Here is a 19,298-nt window from a genome sequence, read left to right as displayed (position 1 = left end):
GCTCTCACCCCACCTCTAAAGCTTGGACAATCTGTTCCATACGCATACCGCGCGAGCCTTTAACCAGCACAATATCCGCAGGCTGCAGCTGCTGTTTGAGCCACTCCGCCAGCTTTTCCTTCTCTTCAAAATGAATAATGTCCGCTGCATCAGCCGCAGCGCCAAAGCTGCTCTTCACGCCGCGCGACGTGTGACGCGACAGCTGCCCGCAAGTAAGCACGGCATCCGCTTTCGCTGGCGTAATGAAGGCGCCCGTCTCATAGTGAAGCTGCTCCTCATCCGGTCCTAGCTCAAGCATATCGCCAAGCACGATCCATTTTTTGCGGAAGTCGCTTACGCTCTCCAGCAAATCAATGGCCGCCCTTACCGCAGTCGGATTCGCGTTATACGCATCATTCAAAATCATGGCGCCATTAAAAGCTTTTACCGGCTGAATCCGCATGCCTGTCAGCTGCAGGCTGGACAATCCCTGGCGAATCCGCTCCCCAGAGATGCCAAAATGATGGCCAATGGCTATAGCTGCCAGCGCGTTGCTGACATTATGCTTGCCCGGCACAGGAATGGCATAGCTTTCCCCTTCAGCTGTTTCGGCTGTTACAGCCGATTCCGGCACCACTGCATGGGCTTGCGCGCTGGAGCTTCCGTCTTTCAGCTCGAAGGCTGCCGATACCGCGTCTATATTCATATTCGCAGCTGTCCACTGGTTTCCGTCCATCAGGCCAAAAGCTTCCAATCTCGCGCCAGCTGGAAGCGCCGCAGCGCCAAGACCGGAGGCGAGCAGCGGCTCATCACCGTTATACAGCAGCAGGCCACCGGGCTGCAAGCCGGAAACGATTTCCAGCTTCGCTTTCGCGATGCCTTCGCGCGAGCCCAATTGAAGCATATGCGCATCGCCAATATTCGTAATGATGGCAGCATCAGGCCTCGCAATTTGCGTCAGCAGCTCAATTTCACCAAAGCCGCTCATACCCATCTCCAGCACGGCTACCTCCGTCTGCTCATCCAGCTCCAGCACCATCAGCGGCAGCCCGATATGATTGTTCAGGTTGCCTGCCGTTTTGTGCACGCGAAGCGAGGTGCCGAGAACTGCGGCAACCATATCCTTCGTTGTCGTTTTTCCGTTGCTGCCTGTAATACCCACAACGCGCAGTCCTGCAAGCTCGGTGCGATAGGCACTCGCAAGCGCTTGAAGCGCTGCAAGCGTATCATCGACCAAAAGCAGAGGGGCGTCTGCGAGCTCCTGCGGAATAGCCTGGCCGCGCTGCCACAGCGCAGCGGCAGCCCCATCCTTAAGCGCCTGGCTTACGTAGTCATGCCCATTGAATTTATCTCCCACCAGCGGCACGAACAGCTGCCCCGCTGTAATTTTACGAGAATCGGTTCCTGCGCCAGTGATGGCAACGGCGGAATAAGCCGGGCTCCACTCCGCCTTGCACATGCCGCCTATTTGTTCCAGCGTACGTCTAATCAATGTAATAATCCCCTTATCGCTTCTTTCGCAACTAGTCGGTCATCAAACGGATGCGTAACGCCTCCGATAATTTGATAGGTTTCATGACCTTTCCCCGCAATCAATACTACATCGCCAGGGCTTGCCATTTCAACCGCTTTTTCAATAGCGGCATGTCGATCAACGAGCAGCTCATAGCGGCTCTTGTCCACACCACCCTGCAAAAGCCCGGCTTCCACGTCCCGCAAAATGAGCTCTGGGTCTTCCGTACGCGGATTATCCGAGGTAATAATCGCATAATCGCTGTATTTGGCAGCAATGGCGCCCATAATCGGACGCTTCGTCCGGTCGCGGTCGCCTCCGCAGCCGAATACGCAAATGATGCGTGGCGGCGCTAGCTCCTTGACCGCGCGCAGCACATTGTCGAGTCCATCCGGCGTATGAGCGTAGTCCACGATAACGGCAAAGTTCTGACCGACGCTTACCGATTCCACGCGCCCCGGCACACCGGCCATTTTTTCCAGGCTGGCCTTGATCTGCTCAATCGCTATGCCTTCAATCAATGCCGCACTAATGGCCGCAAGCGCATTATACACATTAAACTTGCCGACCATCTTGAGCGTAATATCCGAGCTGCCCGCGAAGGTGTCGACATGAAAGGACGTGCCTTGCGCCGTAATTTGAATACGCGAGGCACGGACATCCGCCTCATGATCAATGCCGTACATAATGGTATCCGCAGCTGTCCCTTTTGCAAAAGCCTCCGAGGCTGGGTCATCCGCATTGAGCACCGCATAGGAGCGCTCCGCCTCGTCACTAGCATACACATTGCCAAGCCGCGAGAAGAAAAGCCCCTTCGCTTCAGCATAACGCTCCATCGTTCCGTGATAATCCAGATGATCCTGCGTCAGGTTCGTGAAAATTGCCGTGCGGAAGCGGCAGCCCTTCACCCGGCCCTGCTCCAGCGCATGGGAGGAAACTTCCAGCGCACAATATTGCGTGCCAGCAGCTCGCATCTCCGCCAAATAACGCTGAAGCTGGAGCGCTTCCGGCGTCGTGCCGGACATCGGCTCGGTTATCCCTGCATAACGCCGCTCCACTGTACCGATAACACCTGTCGGTTTTTGCTGATCATTCAAAATTTGCTCAATTAAATACGTTGTCGTCGTCTTTCCATTCGTGCCGGTAACCCCGATCAAATGCAAGAAGCTGCTTGGCTGCTTGTAAAAATAGTCCGCAAGCACCGCCATCGCATGGCGGCTGCTCCCTACAACGAGCTGCGGAGCCGCAATATGCGGCAGCTCGCGCTCGACTACAAAGGCAGACGCCCCGCGCTCCGCCGCTTGCGGAGCAAAGTCATGCCCATCCACCGTATGGCCCGGCAAACAAATAAACAAGCTGCCCGCCTGTGCCGCACGTGAATCCGTCTCCATGGCTGTAATCTCTATATCACCGCTGCCAATTAGCTTGGAAGTGATTAATCTGCTTGCCAATTCGCTTAATTTCATATGCCTATCTTCTCCTCCCATCACTCGGCAAACCTGAAGCCCTGCTGCCTGACCGAGCATGATGTCCTTCATTATTATTTATTATGTCTACCCGTATAGTCAATGCGTATGTGATATATCTTCCTCGTCGCCCAAATAGATGCGAATCGTAGAACCGCGATCTACCCGCGTGCCGGCAGCAGGCGCCTGACGAATAACCGTCTGCCCCGTTCCCGCCGAGCTTAAGTTGAAGTTCATATTCAAATCCTCATAAATATCGGACACCGTCTTGCCGATCAGATTAGGTACAGTCACAATTGGGGTCTCTCCGTATTTGTATACTTTTCCAATCTGCTTTTCCCTTTGCGGCACTTGCAATACCGTCAATGCATCCTCCATCATATTGCGGACGATCGGCGCCGCAACGAGGCCCCCGAATTGGATCCCTTGCGGATTATCGACCGCTACATAGATGACGATTTCCGGATCATCCGCTGGGGCAAAGCCGATAAAGGAAACGATATGCTCGTTTGGCGAATATTTGCCGTTCACGACCTTTTGCGCCGTACCGGTCTTGCCGCCAACGCGGTAGCCATCAATAAACGCATTTCGCCCGGTTCCTTTCGCTACGACACTTTCCAGCGCTTCCCGAACCGCCTTCGACGTTTCCTCAGAAATGACCGTTCGCACCGCCTCCGGCTCTACGGTTTCCACCGTCTCCCCGGTATCTGGATTAATCCAGCCCTTCACCACATGCGGCTTGTACAGCGTACCGCCATTAATAGCAGCCGAGACAGCGGTAATTTGTTGAATGGGCGTAACCGACACCCCTTGACCGAAAGCGGTCGTCGCCAGCTCCACTGGCCCAACCCTGCTCAGCTTAAACATAATGCCGTTTTCCTCGCCGCCAATATCAATGCCTGTTTTTGTGCCAAAGCCAAAATTTTTAATATATTCGAACAGCTTATCTTTGCCCAGCCGCTGCCCAAGCGTCACAAAGCCCGGGTTGCAGGAGTTCTCGACAACTTCCAAAAAAGTCTGGCTGCCATGGCCGCCCTTCTTCCAGCAGCGAAGCCTTGCGCCTCCAACTTCAATTGCACCCGGATCATAGAAACGCTCATTGTTCAGGTTAACCTTCTTTTCTTCAATAGCTGCCGCGAGCGTAATAATTTTAAACGTAGAACCCGGCTCATAGGTCATCCAAATCGGCAAATTCCGATTGTACACTTCGGACGCGACTTCCTTGTACTTATCCGGCTCATAGGTCGGGCGGCTTGCCATCCCCAATATTTCACCGTTTTTCGGATTCATCGCAATGGCCATAATCTGGTCGGGCTGGTGCTGCGCCATCGCTTGGTCCAGCTCTCGCTCCATAATCGCTTGAATTTGCTTGTCGATCGTCAGCTGCATCGTCAGCCCTTCCTTCGGCTCCACATACGTATCCGAGGAATTCGGCATCTGCCTGCCGCGCGCATCCGACAGAAAAGAGACATTCCCTTGAATGCCGCTAAGCTCGTCATTATACTTCGCTTCCACACCCGTCAGTCCTTGGTTGTCTATGCCTGTAAAGCCTAGCACATGTGCCGCCAAACTGCCAAAGGGATAGAAACGCTTATTGTCCTCGGCGGCAACAATGCCAGGAAGCGCAAGCTCCCGCACCTGCTGCGCCTTCTCCAGCGTCATTTTGCGGCCGCCGGGACGAAGCTGGACGAGCATTGATTTTTTCGTATTAATTTTGCCATACAGCTCATCTGCCGTCATATCCAGCAGCGGTGCGAGCGCATCAGCCGTCGCCCGCTTGTCTTTAATTTGTGCAGGAATCGCCCAAATGGTAGGCGAGGTTACATTGTAAGTCAGCTTGACGCCGTTACGGTCCCAAATTTCTCCCCGCTTCGCCATATAGGGAATGTCCCTGCGCCATGAGTTTTCCGCCTTGGCCGCCAGCTCGCTGCCTTGCCAAAGCTGAACATACCCTAGCCGCGCACCTAAAGCGGCAAATGCAATGACTCCAAAAATCAGCACCATAAACAATCGACGGCGCACCGTCACATTTGATACTTTCATCGCTTGCTCCTCCTCCGCCCTTTGCTTAAGGCAGAGCGTACACTGACGCTCATTCCCAGCCTATTCATTCGGCGGAGGAGATAGAACAAGCCTCTGACATGTCCATTATACTACCCGTACTAGCCCATGCCAGTCGTTGCTGAATATTCTATTGCTCCTGAATTTCTCCTGTATCCTCAACATCATCCTGCATGGAGCTACCTGAGGAGGCCTCTTCTTCCGTATCAGACTCAGCTTCATTCTGTGCATTCGCATTTTCCAATGCTTCCTCTGCAGTGATAGCACCTTCGGCCCCAGTTGGCGGCGAAAGCTGTACACGCAAAATCCGCTTATCTCCCTGCTTGTCTTCCTTCTGGGAAATAATGAAGCCTTCACCTTCTGCCAGCAGCTGCACATTCATCAGTGAAGCAACCTCCAGAGCATCACGAAGTGACAGCCCCGTCATATCGGGAATGGTTAGCTTGTCCTGCTGCTCGGTAACGAGATAAACGCGCTGGGTGGGAGCGATGTTTTCCCCTGCTGCCGGAACCTGTTTGACTACCGTGGTCCCGGTTCCAACGACCTCAAACATTACATTGCGCGCTTTAAGCTCAGTCTGCGCCTGAGACAAATTCATTTCGGTGACATCCGGCAGTTGAATGGTTGGCGTCTTTTTATCCGTTGTCGCTTCCTCCGACGCGTTATCCGGCAGGATGCCCATATGGCGCAAAGTTTTATAGACAATCTCCTTAAAGGCTGGAGCGGCAACCGTACCCCCGCCCGCAAGCGGATCATTCGGCTCATCGACGACGATATAGACGACGACCTTCGGATTTTCAACCGGTGCGTAGCCAATAAACGAAACAACATATTTATTTTTGGAATATTTCCCATTAATAATTTTTTGTGCCGTACCGGTTTTACCTGCTACACGGTAGCCCTCAATGTATGCATTTTTTCCAGTTCCGTTTACTTGGTCGGATACAACCTGCTCCAAATATTCGCCTACCTTCTTAGACGTATCCTCGGAAATTACCCTGCGTACAACCTTCGGCTCAAACTTCTGGGTTGTATTCGTATTCGGATTGTAAATTTGCTTAATAATTTGCGGCTGCATTAAATTACCGCCATTTGCTACTGCAGCGACTGCAGCAATTTGTTGAATCGGCGTCACGGATACGGGGCCTTGTCCGAAAGATGCCCGTGCAATATCACTGGGAATGCTCAAATTGATATTGTTGACGCCCTTTGATTCATTACCCAGCTGAATGCCTGTCGGCTGCCCGAAGCCGAAGCGATTAATATAATCAACCAGCTTCTCTCCGCCGAGCATTTGCCAGCCCAGCTTAACGAAAGCGACGTTACTGGAATGCTTCAAGCCGTCCAAATAAGAGATTTTACCCCAGCCTACCCGGTTGGAATCACGGACGGGACTACCTGGTACATTAATGCTACCGGATTGAAAGGTCGCATTCGGTTCGAACAGCCCTTCTTCAACCGCAGCGGCCAGCGTTACAATTTTGAACGTTGAACCAGGCTCGTACAAGGACTTGATCGCGTGGTTGTACGCATTTTCAAAGTTCGTATCCCAATACGTATTCGGATTAAAGGTCGGATAATTCGCCATTGCAAGAATTTCCATCGTATTAGGGTCAGCAGCTATAGCCGTGATGCTTTTAGGCTGATATTTATCCGCTACTTGCTTGATCGCGTCCTCTACATAATGCTGAATTTCATTATCCAGCGTCAGCGTAATATCCTGCCCATCTACGACGGGCTCGTAGACGACGTCGCCTTCTGCTAGCTGAACACGCTTGCCATCCTTCTCATACTTGATTTCGCCATTCTTGCCCTGCAGTTTGTCATTGAAAAAGGACTCGATGCCCGCGAGCGCTTTGCCATCCTTATCTACGTAGCCTAGCAGCTGGGATGCCATTGTGTTGCGAGGATAATAGCGTTTTTGATCATCATATAAATAAATGCCAACGTCATTTACTTTGCTTTCTTTCTTTAGCTCATCCCGCAGCTCCTTGATTTTATCGGCCACCGATTTGTCGATATTCCAGCCGCCATCGCGAAGTTCACGCTGCGCGTAAAATTCGCCTTTATCGTTTTGCGCGGTTACGATTTTTCGCAGCTCATCCTGCGGCTTGTTCAAAATCGCATTCAACCCTTCTACAACCTCATCGGCAATGCCCAAACTATCAATCAGCTTCGGACTGACTGCCACATTATACGCAAGTGCATCCATCGCCAGCACATTGTCATTGCGATCCGTAATGGTCCCCCTATTCGCTACTAAAGTCTCTGAATCAGCCCAGCGTTCTTTTGCCATCGTATACCAAGTGTCTCTATCAACTACCTGCACATAGAAAATTCTACCAATTAGAATAAGAAAAAGGAGGGTAATTACCCCTCCAAAAAACAGCGTGCGCATTCTGATTCGTTTTACCATACGTCCTCCTTACTCACCCATTGCAGTAGCCGATTCCTCTTTGCCTGTATTAACGGTTATGCCTGGCTGATAATTGTTGACCATCCCCTGGCTTTCCGCCATTTTCCGAATAAACTCCGGATCGCTCAGCATTTCAACCTGCTTCTTCAGCTCTTTCAGTTCGACGTTCACCGCTTCATATTCACTGGTCACATGTTTAATTTCCACACTCATTTTATAAATTTCGGCATACCTGAAAATAATAACGCCTGCAACAAGCACGCATGCAATTACGGTAAACAGGTACAGCAGCTTTTCCTGCATCGTTAACGTTTTTCTTTTGACGACCACCCGTTTGTTTTGCTTAATTGCTGGCTTCTGCTCAGGCTTTCTCTTAGGCTGCAGAGCCAAATTTCCATTTGTATAGGCCACTCCAGAACCTCCTCAAGGTCTCACAATTTTTCTGCGATTCGCAGCTTGGCCGAACGAGCACGTGGATTGGACTCCAGCTCCTGCTCACTCGGAACGATCGGCTTGCGGTTTACCAACCGAAGCTTTCCTGTGCCGCCGCATACACATTTCGGAAAATCCGGCGGACAAGTGCATTTTTCTAAAAGGCTCGCAAATAGTTGCTTGCAGATTCGATCCTCAAGGGAATGAAACGTAATAACAGCCGCCCGGCCCCCTGGATTCAGACAGCGAATCGCCTGTGCCAAAGCTTCTTCCTCTGCCCGAAGTTCATCATTCACCGCAATGCGCAACGCCTGAAACGTACGTTTCGCAGGATGCCCACCCGTGCGTCTAGCCGCAGCAGGGATGGATAGCTTGATAAGCTCCACAAGCTCTCCAGTTGTCTCAATCGGCTTGCTGTCCCTCGTCTTGATAATCGTCCTGGCGATGGATCTGGCAAACTTCTCCTCGCCATAATGGGAAAGAATCCGCGATATTTCACGTTCATCCCAGGTGTTGACAATTTCATGAGCGGTCATGGCACCACCTTGATCCATCCGCATATCGAGCGGCGCGTCATGATTATAGCTAAAGCCGCGCTCTGCCTCATCAAGCTGAGGGCTCGAAACACCAAGGTCAAACAGGATGCCATCGACTTGAGGTACGCCGTCCACAACTGGCACATCGCAGGTGAGCAGCATTTGTTCCAAATACCGGAAATTACTCTTCACAAGTGTTACTTTATCCAAATACGGTGCAAGCCTGATCTTTGCGTGGTTCAGCGCAATATCATCCTGATCAAAAGCGATTAACCGTCCTCCCTCGCCCAAACTCGACGCAATGCGTTCACTGTGTCCCGCCCCGCCGAGCGTGCAATCGACGTAAATGCCGTCCGGCTTAATGGCCAGGCCGTCAACCGCTTCCTCCATAAGTACTGTTACATGCTGAAACACGCAATTGCCCTCCCGTTCTTGTTGTCTAGTCATGGTCGCCCAGTTCCATCATTAGCAAGTTTTCGAAATCGCCCGTTTAAAAGTTAAAGTCAAAATCGACCAGCTTCTCGGCAATTTCATTAAAGGTTTGCTCGGACTCTGCATAGTAGCCGTCCCAGACCGCCTTGCTCCATATTTCTACCCTGCTTGAAACCCCCAGAACCATACAATCCTTGTCAATTTTTGCATATTCTCTAAGATGTCCCGGCAAGTTTACCCTTCCCTGTTTATCCAGCTCGCATTCGGTTGCCCCGGAGAAAAAGAACCGGGTGAATGCCCTAGCATCCGCCTTCATGAGCGGAAGCGATTTGAGCTTCTGCTCAAGTACGGTCCATTCGCTCATTGGATAAACAAACAAGCAGTTGTCGAGACCGCGGGTGGCAATAAAGGAAGCGCCTAGTGAATCACGGAATTTGGCTGGTACGATAATCCGACCTTTGTCATCAACGCTGTGCTGATATTCGCCCATGAACATAAGATCGCCTCCACCCTCTCTCCCTTATTCCCCACTTTGCTCCACATAACATAGTGTAATTCGCCATACAACAATAAAATCCTGCTCATAGGAGCAGGATTTTGTTAAAATGTTTGACCTTATTAATAAATTTTCATCTTACCCTTCGTATCCAGCAAGGAAAGCAAGCTTGATGTGCTTTATTGCTGCTCCGGCTCCGGCTTTGCAGGCGGAGTTTTGGCGCGGGAGCGACGTACAAACCACCAAATTACAAGTCCAATCATGACTGGAATAACGAGTGCGGGAAGCGCTCCTGCGAGGAAGACGAGCAGCCCTTGAATGACGTTCCATGTTCCTTCATAGTTTGTTTTAAAGGACGCCAGCATTTTGCCGCCTAGCGATTTCTCTTCCGTGTCCATCTTGATCGTACTATCGATAGGCTGATACAGCCTTAGCTCAATCGTGGAAAAAGCTACATTTTTGTCCAAATAGCGAGTACGCCCTTTAATTTGTTCAATTTCCTCCTGAACCTTTGCAAGCTGCTGCGAAAACTTGACCAGGTCATCCGCCTTTTGCGCTTTATCCATGAAGGAAAGAAGCCTTTGCTCCACCACCTGCTTTGCCTTCAGCCTCGCTTCCAGATCGACGTATTCCTCCGTCACATCGGTTCCTTTCAGCTCGCGCTCCAGATGCTTGTTCTCGATTCCCTCCAGCCGCTCCACAAATGGCATAAACCCTTGAGCCGGCACCTTAATCGTATAGTTCGCCCCCTGCTCATTGCCATACTGCCCATCCTGAAAAGCAAGAATGTACCCGCCAGCCTGATGGATGGCATTACGCAGCTGCTGGGCCGCCGCCTCATAGTCGGCAACCTCCATCGTCATTGTCGCCGTATAGATCAGCTTTTGGTTAAACGCTTCTCCGCCTATAGTCATGCTGTCAATCAAGCTGTCTGTGGACGCATCTGTCAATGCTTTATTGTCAGCAGCGGAGCCCGCTTCAGTAGAAGCAGCCGCGCCATCACTTGCTGCTGAGCTGCTGCTCTGATTTTGAAGCTGCTCGCTAGAAGTCTCGGCTCTGCTCATTTCCCCTTCAGATGCATAATCGCTGTTTGCAGACGAACAGCCCGACAGCAGCATTATAGCTAACATAAACGATGCCAACAGCAAAACGAATGTTTTAGTTAAGCTTCTTTGTTTTGCTCTCTCTTTCATTTTCCATTTTGTTTTCTCTATTTTGTTCATAAAAATGGCCCCCTTTGCTCTATTTACCGTCCTAGACGTAAATTTTGACAAAAGGTTGCTCATTAGGAAACAAAAACAGCCGCTGCTACCGCGTTTAAGCGGCAATAGCGGCTGTTCCTCTATATCTCTATTTCTCTGTTGCTATACAACAAGGAGCCGGGATTAAACGTTCCAGCTATCCTGATAAGCAATTTGCTCTGCTGTAAGCGTATCGATGCTGATACCCAGCGATTCCAGCTTGATGCGTGCTACGCTTTCGTCCAGCTCATACGGCAAATTAACTACTTTTTTGCCCAGTGCTTTATATTGCTCATTCACATAACGGAGCGACAGTGCTTGAAGCGCAAACGTCGTATCCATAATTTCTGCCGGGTGGCCATCGCCGGCTGCCAAGTTGACAAGGCGTCCTTTGGCAATGACATAAATGCTTCTGCCATCCTCCAGTTGATACTCCTCAATGTTGTTGCGAACTGTGCGCACATTAGTAGAAAGCGCCTTAAGCTCCGGAATATTGAACTCCACATCAAAATGTCCGGCGTTCGCCAAAATTGCGCCGCCCTTCATCACCTTGTAGTGCTCGCCGCGAATGTTGTCGCGGTTGCCGGTTACCGTAATAAACACATCGCCAAGCTTGACCGCTTCCATCATCGGCAGCACAGTGAAGCCGTCCATATGTGCTTCAACCGCACGAATCGCGTCCACTTCCGTTACGACAACTTTGGCGCCAAGTCCTTTGGCGCGCATAGCTACGCCTTTGCCGCACCAGCCGTAGCCTACAACGACGACGGTTTTGCCAGCAATAACGAGGTTCGTCGTTTTGTTTAGCGAGTCAAATACCGATTGGCCAGTACCATAACGGTTGTCGAACAAATATTTGCAGTAGGCATCATTAACCGCAACCATTGGAAGCTGCAGCGTGCCATCCTTCTCCATCGCTTTCAGACGAATGATGCCCGTCGTCGTTTCTTCCGCGCCGCCACGAAGATTTTCACGCAGATCCGGACGGTCTTTGTGCAGCAACGTAATCAGCTCTCCGCCGTCGTCAATAATAAGATCCGGCTTCGATTCGATCGCTTTAATAATCAGCTCATTATACTCTTCCGGGCTAGGATTATGCTTTGCAAAAACAGTAATGCCGTCTTCTACGAGCGCCGCACAAATGTCATCCTGAGTGGACAGCGGGTTGCTGCCCGCAATTGTAACTTCCGCTCCGCCAGCCTTTACGACTTTAGCCAAATAAGCCGTTTTCGCTTCCAAATGCAGCGCAATCGATACTTTCAAGCCTTTGAATGGCTGTTCCTTCTCAAATTGCTCGCGAATGCTCGAAAGCACCGGCATATGGGCGCTAACCCAGTCAATTTTCAAATGCCCTTCCGGGGCAAGCTTAATATCGCGAATAATGCTTTTATCTATTGTGCTCATGGTATATTCATCCTCCAATTTTAAGTTTATAAATAAATGATTTGATGACCGCCTAGCGGGGAAAAAGGAGCTTCCAGCAGCTTGTCGAGCCACGAGGTTCCGTAACGGTTCCAATAAGCGGTCATATTCAGCACCCGCTCCTGCGGTTTTCCGCTTGGCCACAAGGACAGCGCAATGCGGTCCAGCTGGCGAATAGCCGCTTCGTACTGCTTCTCATGGGCATCCTTCGTGCGCGTCTCAAGAAACGTGATCTGCTCGATGATTTTCTGACGGTTCGTATCGCCAAGCTTGGCAAGGCCCGGCTGTACCGAAGCAGCAAGGTCAAGCAGCGGCGCATACAAATCCTCAAACGCCTGCTTCGCTGTGGCAAACTTCTCGTCAATGGACAGCTGATCCTGCTCAGCCAGCCACTGCTGCTTGCGCTCCTCGAAGCGCAATGCCACATCCTCGAGCGTCAACTCGTACTTGCCCATATGCTTGGCTACTGTACCTTCTACAAGCGTAAAGGATAGGCGCGGCAATACAATCGGCATTTCCATATCCAGCTTCCGGAAAGCTTCCCCAGTAATCGCCCAATAAGCAATTTCCGCAGCGCCCAGCACCGTCCCAAGCACCGGAAACAAATAATCCTGCATCAGCGGGCGTGTCAGCACATTGTTGCTGAGCTGCTCCGGCTGCTGCCGCGACATGTCCAGCAATTGCTCCTTCGTTAGCGAATATTCGCCCTTGCGGCTCTGAAAGCTTCCTTCCTGCTTATAAAGCAGGGTCCGCTCCTGGCCTTTATCTGTCTGGAAAACAAACAGATTAGAGCTTCCAGGCGTTACATCAACCTGCAGCGGATAGCCAAACTCCTTCACTTGATTGGCTGCAGCTGTATACGCCTGCTCCAGCTCGTCGTTGTAAGTGATCAGCTTCTCGAACATAGGAGCCTCAAGCTGGCGCAGCTGCGGATCATCAGCATCCATAATAACGAGGCCTTGCTTGCTCAGCAAACAGCTGATTACACCTGCAAACATTTCCGATAACGATTGCGCTTGCTCCGTAATTTGTCCCAGCTGCTGTAGAATTTCCGGCTTAAAATCGGAATTAGGCAGCGCCTGCTCCAGCTCGGTTAGCAGCTCAGCCCACGTACCTGAATCAATAGCCGTCCGGCTAACCGATGTTCTTGCCCCTTCCGGACGCGCAGCCGCCAGCTTGCGCAGCCCTTGGTCAGCAGTAAGCACATAGGCATGATTCGCTTCGTCCCAGTCATGATCCTCTCCAGCAATCCAAAATACGGCAGCGACCTTTCTTCCCAGCAACTGCTCGGCATGGCGGGCTGCGCCGATAATCGATACGGCTTTATGTATAACGAGAAGTGGTCCAGACCATAGTCCAGCCTGCTGGCCGCCAACGATAACTGGCGCGCCTTCCGCAATCGCATCAATGGCAGCAAGCGCCTCGGGCGCAGCCTTCCATTTGCTATTGTAATCACGCAGCACAGCTGCGACTGTCGCAGCATCCGCCCTTGTGCCCGCTGATTCAGCAAGCCGCTTGGCACGCAGCTCCCAATCGCCCTTGCGACCCGGATGATAGCCAAACAAGGACTCAAGCCTTGAGTCCGTTAGGTTAACATAGGCGTCCGTGAGCGGCTGAGTGCTTGGTAATGAATAAGTTTCGGTAGACATAAGCCACCCCTGCCTCCTAATTGAAACCATATATTTAAGCGTAAATGCTTATGATTCTGCCTGTAACAGACAAATTGATTGTACACAAGATATAGGGCGCGCGTCAAAAAGAAAAACAGGCCCTTTGCAAAAAGACCCGTCTTGAAGCCGTTTGCAGTCTGATCACAGTCCGCAATTATATCGAAAATATAGATTGGCCGATGGCGATGAACATTAGCAGCAGATAAAGCATGCTCATCGTGAAAAAACCAAGCCGCCATACGGCGCGAAATATTCTTTTCACATTGACGCTGCCGCGCTTGCGGAACTGGGCATTGCCCAGCAAGCCTCCGCCAATCAGCATAAACAATAAAATGCCATACAAGCCGAAAGAATTATTGAACAAGGAATCAAGCAATACCGCCACACAGCCGATCAGCAATGCGGTCGTCACATCCATCGCCAGACGAAAGGCTTTTTTGCGGTCCTGTATAATAGCTCCGTAGCCAAGATAAATCAAGAGAAAAGGTATTACTGGAATAACCGCCATATAAGCATAAAAATGCTTGATGCTCTCCCATATTATCCCCATCCGTATCGCCTCCCTATAGCCGATCATCCTCCAAATGCCGTACCATTTCGCTCATGGCATCGTTCAGCGGCGATTCCATGCCACCACGTCTAGCGAGGCTGGAAACGCCCCCATTAATCCACTGTACTTCAGTAGGACGGCCTGCCCGTACATCGCTAAGCATCGATGACACGTTGGCGGAAGTAGCTTCGCAAACAGCAAGCACTCTCTCCCAAGCGCCCTCGCCAAGCTCTGCCCCGCCTGCCACGCGTAAAATCTCATTAGTTTCCTCATATAAAGCGCGCATAAGCCGCAGCCTTGCCGAATGCTGTGGCAGCTCGCCGTTCGTCACATCGAATATAGCTGTAAGCGGATTAATGATTGCGTTAATGAGGAGCTTCTCATAAACTCGATTGTTCATTGTCTTCGACAGCAACACCGTAAATCCTGCCAAATGCAAGGCATTTTGCAACATAATTTGTTGATTTTCATCCTTTTTGCCCGCTGCTTGTCTATTTAAAGACGCTGGGCCGAGTGCTAGCTGCCCTCTGCCGGTATGTCGGACCGTTCTTTCATCTTGGCGAAGCGCCCCTTCGGTCGTAACTCCAATAAATAAAGGAAGCCCCGGAAGCTCCTGCGCCGCCAGCTCCAGATGTCCGATGCCATTTTGCAAAAAAAGAATAGCCGCAGCAGGCGCCGCGAGCTTCCCTATGGCGCGAAGCAGCTCCCTCGTCAAATCCGCCTGCTTGACGGTGACGATTATCCAATCTGGCACCTGCTGCTGCCCTACGCAGCCAGTCTCTGCCTCTGCTTCAGCTGCTGCCGCACTTAAACTTCTGCTATGTACCCTTGCTATCTTTGCAGGCTGCGGTGACGCTTCCCTGGCTCCGCCCGCTTCGTCAAGCTCCAGCAAGCGAATGCCTTCATCCGCCAGTAGAGCGGACTGATGCTCCGTTCGCGTCCATACCGTAACCTCGGCTTCCGTAGAGGCCAGCTTCGCTGCATGAAGCAGTCCCAGCGCTCCTCCGCCTACTATGGCGATATGCATACCCTCTACCCCCTGCTTCCTTACGCTTTATTCCATTATACGCATATCCTTTAAAGACGCCAACAGCCCGCCGAATCATCCGGCGGGCTGTTATCGATTCTATTCAATTCTCTCCAGGTTGCCATTGGCATCCATCTTGAAGCGCGGCTTCGCTTCCTCATCATTCGTCAGCACAGCAAGCCGTCTGGCACGGTCCATAATTTGAATCAACGTTTTGTAATCATCATTAACGGTGTGGTAATCACTCTGAGCATTGTTCACCTCACGAGACAATCTTTCATTTTCGCCCCGCAAACGGCCAAGCTCCTCTTCCTTATCTCTCAGCTCTTTCTCGAACGACTTGAGCTGACGTCCTACATCGTGATATGTTGTCTTGATTTGACGCAGGAAACGGATAACCGAATCAATGGAAAGCAATTCTTCCGTTGCTTGCGATTCCGCTTTGAAACCTCTCTCATCTGTCGCCTCATAAGAGGGCAGCGAAGATACTTGCGGAGTTGCCGCTATCGCTTGTTTTTTCAAATAATTGCGTTTCTGCCGCTGTTGCTTGGCTATCTGTATGGCTTCTTCATAACGCTTGCGGACACAGCTGTTCCAGCGGAATCCACATGCTGCGGATGTACGGCCAATCCGCTCCCCTACCTCTTCGAAAGCTCCAAGCTGGGTACTGCCTTCTCTAATATGGCGCAGGGTCACTTCGGCGAGAATTAAATCATCGTCTGGACTCCACGCATCTTGTCTGACTGCTGTCATGCAACCAAAACCTCCTAACGTAAAGACGCTTACCTTATATCTATGCCCTTGGTAGAGTTCATAGAATCTATTGGATACTAAATTGTATAACCATTTTTTCAAGCCCTCATACATATTCAGGCTGTTTATGGTGCAAACTTATGCAGAAAGCAAACTTTCTTCGCAAAAAATGTTGTCCGCAGTTGAAATAGCAGGTTTACACCTATTTGTACAAACGTTATAATAATCTGTAGAAAATCGTGTCTAAAGCGAAAGGGGGATATACAGATATGGCACGTATGTATCGGGTTTTGGGTTTCTGGACCCTTGTCATTGGCCTTATGGCGTTTGCTGGACATATGACAGAATTTGCATTATTGTTTTTCGCCCAAGCAGTAGCTTTCGTATTTTTAGGCTATTTGAACTTTACAGAAAAAACGTACATCGTTATGTTCTGGGGCTACATGATTATCGCATTTGGAGGCTTTACATATTGGACCGTGTTCCAAATGGGCAATCCTTTTTAATCTCCGCTTGAATATTGGGAAAAGACGGCGTGATCCTTATGGGTCCGCCGTTTTTTTGGTGTGCTAAACGGGCTGTATACGCTGAAATGCCGCGATTATTGCCCTATAGTCCTGTTCATGCTTTTCCAAATGTAAGATATAATAGAATAATTCGCCGCATATAATGATGGCTGTAGGATATCGACATCCCTTTATGTCGCCAAGAAGAGAGGAGGCCGAGAGTGGCATTTCAAAGCTTTCCTACACGGTTCGCGCTGATTACGCTGATGGCCAGCATGCTGTCCCTCTGGTGCGTGATGCCTGCATTCGCCGAGCCTGAGCCGTCTAATAGCGAGGAAACCCGGCTGCTGCTGGAAAAAAGCCTGTCAGTCGTTGAAATCGATAATGAAATCAAGCGCGTCCAGGTACAGCAGGCTGACTTGACCAAAGAAACAGCAAGCGCCAAGCAAGCGCTGGAAGAACAGGAGCAGCAAATCGCTCACAAACGCGAGCAAGCCGGTAAAGTACTGCGTGCTTATTATATGGGGGATCGGGATATTTGGCTGACCGCGTTGCTGTCGTCACGATCATTATCGGATTTTTTGATGGTCATGGAATATGCGGATTTGATTTTCGCGCATGACCGCGATGTAATGAAGCTGTACAAGGAGGAATATGCCCAGCTCGCGCAAGGAATCGAGCAACTGAGCAAGAAGCAGCAAGAGCTCGCCTCAATCGAGCAGAGGCTCACAGAGCAGCGTGCCAGGGTGCTTACACTGCAGGAGCAAATAGAAGGTGGACTTGCCGGACGTTCGGACGCAGACAAGCTGCGGCTTATGATGGAGGAATTGACCAACTACTGGGAGTCAATTGGCCTGTATGAAGTCAAACAGCATTTCAGCGCCTTATCCAAAGCGATGCAGAAGCTGCCTGATTGGCTGCAAAATAATAAGCAGTATTTGGAAACCAGTGGCCTAACTTACACGATTCGTATTCCCGAAGATGCCTTGAATACATTTTTGCGGGAACAAGATGACCGCTTTGAGCAATTTTCCTTCTCCTTTGAAGATGGCTCCTTAACCGCATATGGCAAGCGGGATGCGCTGGAATTAAGCGTGACTGGCCATTATACGGTTGAGCAAGAGCCCCGCAATGGCATTATTTTTCATGTAGACGAGCTTCTATTCAACGGTCTTTCGTTGCCTGACACAACGAAGCAGGAGCTGGAGAAGCAGTTTGACCTTGGCTTCTACCCCTCCTTCATTATTTCTTTCCTGCAAGCAACGGATGTGGAAATTAAAGACGGCGAGCTTATCGTCACCTTGCAAGTCAAGCTATAGGGATTTCCCTATAGCCTGTACAGCTTGGACGAATGCTTTCATCGTGATTTCGCCTTCTGCATATTGCTGCCAAAGCAGCTGCGTATGCATCCAGCGCTCGTGCCAGTCAGGATCGGGCGGCTGAGCGGAAGGCTCGCCATTCAGCACCTTAAGCCACCATTGTGGCGGACCTCCGGCCCCCGCTGTACCGCTTTCCTGACTATTATCGGCCCCTGTATACAAGGAGTTTTTGGCGGGCAGCTTCCCTGTTACAGCATAGCTTTGCTGCTGCCCGCCAATTTCCACCATTTCTTTAATCCACGTAAACGCTTCTTCTTTCATTTTACTCGTTCCCGCGACGACATAGCTCCTGCTTCCAAGCCACACATCATGCATCGCTCCTTTATCAAGCAGCAGCTTATTTTGCTCCTTCGCGGAAAGCTTGCTGTAAATGGACCAAGGAATACTCGCAGCGGCGATATGCTGCTCCTCCATTTGCGTGCCAGTGGACAAGCTATAATCTGCCAGAGCTGACGACGTAATTCGTCCGGATAACGAGTCCAGACGTTTTAGCTGTTCCTGCACAGCCTTGCTGTCAAAATGCAAATAGGCCGCTCCAGCCTCTTCTCCTTCTGCTGTCCACTCATCGAGCCAGACAAGCAAGGATGCGACATTATGAGGCTCTACATATAGCGCCTGCCAATCTTTGGCGCCACTTTCCAGCTTATGAAGCAGATTGCTAAAAGCGTCCCAATCCGCTGGAGGCTTCGATAAGCCTGCATCAGCGAGCAAAGCCTTGTTCCACACCGTCACATATGGGTTGGCATCAACAGGGATGCCCCACAAATAGCTGTTCCACTTTAGCGGATCAAGCAGCCTCGCAGGCCGCTCTGCCATCGTGTCAGAGGTGCTGGGCACATCGACGGGATTCAGCAAGCCGCGCACCGCAAACTCGCGTACCCATTCGCTGTCCATGAGCATAATATCGGGCGCTGCTCCAAGCTCCAGTGCTTTTTTCCACTGGGCATAGCCATCGCCTTCATCCGCAATATTTGTCAGCTTGACCGTTGTGTTGGCATGCTTCATTTGATAGCTATTCGTCGCTTCCTTAAGCTTAGAAAACTCATCTTCATCCATGGAAACGGTTACATTTAGTATCTGCGATTGATCTGCCTGCTCTTCTCCGCCCGCCGGCTCGGCATTCGTATCTCTATTTAAATTTTCAGCCCGGTTAAGGGTCCTATCGCTAAAGTTTAATAGAAGAAAAATAATAATGAATAAAGCCAATACCGCTGTCATTGTAGCGTATTTCCTAATCGACACAGCAACCCTTCCCCCTCTGCCTTCATCTGGGCACATTTTATATCATAGCAATTAATACAAGTATTGTCCAAATTAGTAGAGAGCGGGAAATTGGCGAAAACGGAGCGGCGCTGCATGAAAGGTTTGGCTTTTTCACCAAATGGGGAAGCGCAGAGAAAAGGACTGCGCTCATTTCGT

Annotated in this window: 16 protein-coding genes; 2 read left to right on the top strand and 14 right to left on the bottom strand. The window is 50.7% G+C overall.

Annotation, left to right across the window (positions count from 1 at the left end; translation table 11 throughout):
• Positions 1–4 precede the first annotated feature (4 nt).
• The 13 genes from AC50YG_RS10195 to AC50YG_RS10135 form a co-directional block, all read right to left on the bottom strand.
• Positions 5–1,471 (bottom strand): UDP-N-acetylmuramoyl-tripeptide--D-alanyl-D-alanine ligase, encoded by a 1,467-nt coding sequence (locus tag AC50YG_RS10195; RefSeq protein WP_494826604.1) that lies wholly within the window; start codon positions 1,469–1,471, stop codon positions 5–7.
• Positions 1,468–2,958: a UDP-N-acetylmuramoyl-L-alanyl-D-glutamate--2,6-diaminopimelate ligase gene (locus tag AC50YG_RS10190; protein WP_494826602.1), complete on the bottom strand. Its 1,491-nt coding sequence runs from the start codon at positions 2,956–2,958 to the stop codon at positions 1,468–1,470. Before AC50YG_RS10190 ends, AC50YG_RS10195 begins: the two co-directional genes overlap by 4 nt.
• Before the next feature lie 99 nt (positions 2,959–3,057).
• Positions 3,058–5,001, bottom strand: coding sequence for a stage V sporulation protein D (locus tag AC50YG_RS10185; protein WP_473759691.1), 1,944 nt, complete (start codon positions 4,999–5,001; stop codon positions 3,058–3,060).
• Between the two features lie 148 nt (positions 5,002–5,149).
• Positions 5,150–7,435, bottom strand: a complete 2,286-nt coding sequence (locus AC50YG_RS10180) for a penicillin-binding transpeptidase domain-containing protein (RefSeq protein WP_494826600.1) — start codon at positions 7,433–7,435, stop codon at positions 5,150–5,152.
• Between the two features lie 9 nt (positions 7,436–7,444).
• Entirely contained in the window at positions 7,445–7,846 is a 402-nt protein-coding gene (ftsL2, locus tag AC50YG_RS10175) for a cell division protein FtsL (protein WP_341282179.1), read from the bottom strand.
• Positions 7,847–7,866: 20 nt separating this feature from the next.
• Positions 7,867–8,817: a 16S rRNA (cytosine(1402)-N(4))-methyltransferase RsmH gene (rsmH, locus tag AC50YG_RS10170; RefSeq protein WP_494826598.1), complete on the bottom strand. Its 951-nt coding sequence runs from the start codon at positions 8,815–8,817 to the stop codon at positions 7,867–7,869.
• A 76-nt stretch (positions 8,818–8,893) separates the two neighbouring features.
• Positions 8,894–9,331, bottom strand: a complete 438-nt coding sequence (gene mraZ, locus AC50YG_RS10165) for a division/cell wall cluster transcriptional repressor MraZ (protein ID WP_494826596.1) — start codon at positions 9,329–9,331, stop codon at positions 8,894–8,896.
• A 179-nt stretch (positions 9,332–9,510) separates the two neighbouring features.
• Positions 9,511–10,554, bottom strand: coding sequence for a DUF4349 domain-containing protein (locus AC50YG_RS10160; RefSeq protein ID WP_494826594.1), 1,044 nt, complete (start codon positions 10,552–10,554; stop codon positions 9,511–9,513).
• 162 nt (positions 10,555–10,716) lie between these two features.
• On the bottom strand, positions 10,717–11,976 hold the full coding sequence (locus AC50YG_RS10155; protein ID WP_046230404.1) for an adenosylhomocysteinase: 1,260 nt from the start codon (positions 11,974–11,976) through the stop codon (positions 10,717–10,719).
• Positions 11,977–12,002: 26 nt separating this feature from the next.
• Positions 12,003–13,643, bottom strand: coding sequence for a bacillithiol biosynthesis cysteine-adding enzyme BshC (bshC, locus tag AC50YG_RS10150; RefSeq protein WP_494826592.1), 1,641 nt, complete (start codon positions 13,641–13,643; stop codon positions 12,003–12,005).
• A gap of 175 nt (positions 13,644–13,818) precedes the next feature.
• A complete protein-coding gene (locus AC50YG_RS10145; RefSeq protein ID WP_056041655.1) occupies positions 13,819–14,214 on the bottom strand; it encodes a DUF3397 domain-containing protein in 396 nt (131 codons plus the stop codon).
• Positions 14,215–14,227: 13 nt separating this feature from the next.
• Complete coding sequence (locus tag AC50YG_RS10140) at positions 14,228–15,241, bottom strand: ketopantoate reductase family protein (RefSeq protein WP_494826591.1); 1,014 nt, start codon at positions 15,239–15,241, stop codon at positions 14,228–14,230.
• Positions 15,242–15,340: 99 nt separating this feature from the next.
• Positions 15,341–15,994 carry an RsfA family transcriptional regulator gene (locus tag AC50YG_RS10135; protein WP_494826589.1) on the bottom strand — a complete coding sequence of 218 codons (654 nt, stop codon included), beginning with the start codon at positions 15,992–15,994 and terminating at the stop codon, positions 15,341–15,343.
• Between the two features lie 269 nt (positions 15,995–16,263).
• On the opposite strand from AC50YG_RS10135, the gene AC50YG_RS10130 reads away from it, so the two are divergent.
• Positions 16,264–16,500, top strand: a complete 237-nt coding sequence (locus tag AC50YG_RS10130; RefSeq protein ID WP_056041661.1) for a DUF2626 domain-containing protein — start codon at positions 16,264–16,266, stop codon at positions 16,498–16,500.
• 221 nt (positions 16,501–16,721) lie between these two features.
• Positions 16,722–17,819 carry a hypothetical protein gene (locus AC50YG_RS10125; protein WP_494826587.1) on the top strand — a complete coding sequence of 366 codons (1,098 nt, stop codon included), beginning with the start codon at positions 16,722–16,724 and terminating at the stop codon, positions 17,817–17,819.
• Here AC50YG_RS10125 and AC50YG_RS10120 read toward each other — a convergent pair.
• A complete protein-coding gene (locus tag AC50YG_RS10120) occupies positions 17,814–19,121 on the bottom strand; it encodes an extracellular solute-binding protein (RefSeq protein ID WP_494826586.1) in 1,308 nt (435 codons plus the stop codon). The two genes, AC50YG_RS10125 and AC50YG_RS10120, sit on opposite strands and share 6 nt — an antisense overlap.
• Positions 19,122–19,298 lie beyond the last annotated feature (177 nt).

The organism is Paenibacillus sp. J31R34 (genome assembly GCF_059383715.1).
This window is presented reverse-complemented; position numbering and strand designations above follow the sequence as displayed.

What these genes read in the sequence shown, in the direction of transcription:
- AC50YG_RS10190 (WP_494826602.1), bottom strand. Translation starts at nt 2,958, where the DNA reads ATGAAATTAAGCGAATTGGCAAGCAGATTAATCACTTCCAAGCTAATT.
- AC50YG_RS10185 (WP_473759691.1), bottom strand. Translation starts at nt 5,001, where the DNA reads ATGAAAGTATCAAATGTGACGGTGCGCCGTCGATTGTTTATGGTGCTG.
- AC50YG_RS10180 (WP_494826600.1), bottom strand. Translation starts at nt 7,435, where the DNA reads ATGGTAAAACGAATCAGAATGCGCACGCTGTTTTTTGGAGGGGTAATT.
- mraZ (WP_494826596.1), bottom strand. Translation starts at nt 9,331, where the DNA reads ATGTTCATGGGCGAATATCAGCACAGCGTTGATGACAAAGGTCGGATT.
- AC50YG_RS10160 (WP_494826594.1), bottom strand. Translation starts at nt 10,554, where the DNA reads ATGAACAAAATAGAGAAAACAAAATGGAAAATGAAAGAGAGAGCAAAA.
- AC50YG_RS10155 (WP_046230404.1), bottom strand. Translation starts at nt 11,976, where the DNA reads ATGAGCACAATAGATAAAAGCATTATTCGCGATATTAAGCTTGCCCCG.
- bshC (WP_494826592.1), bottom strand. Translation starts at nt 13,643, where the DNA reads ATGTCTACCGAAACTTATTCATTACCAAGCACTCAGCCGCTCACGGAC.
- AC50YG_RS10145 (WP_056041655.1), bottom strand. Translation starts at nt 14,214, where the DNA reads ATGGGGATAATATGGGAGAGCATCAAGCATTTTTATGCTTATATGGCG.
- AC50YG_RS10140 (WP_494826591.1), bottom strand. Translation starts at nt 15,241, where the DNA reads ATGCATATCGCCATAGTAGGCGGAGGAGCGCTGGGACTGCTTCATGCA.
- AC50YG_RS10135 (WP_494826589.1), bottom strand. Translation starts at nt 15,994, where the DNA reads ATGACAGCAGTCAGACAAGATGCGTGGAGTCCAGACGATGATTTAATT.
- AC50YG_RS10130 (WP_056041661.1), top strand. Translation starts at nt 16,264, where the DNA reads ATGGCACGTATGTATCGGGTTTTGGGTTTCTGGACCCTTGTCATTGGC.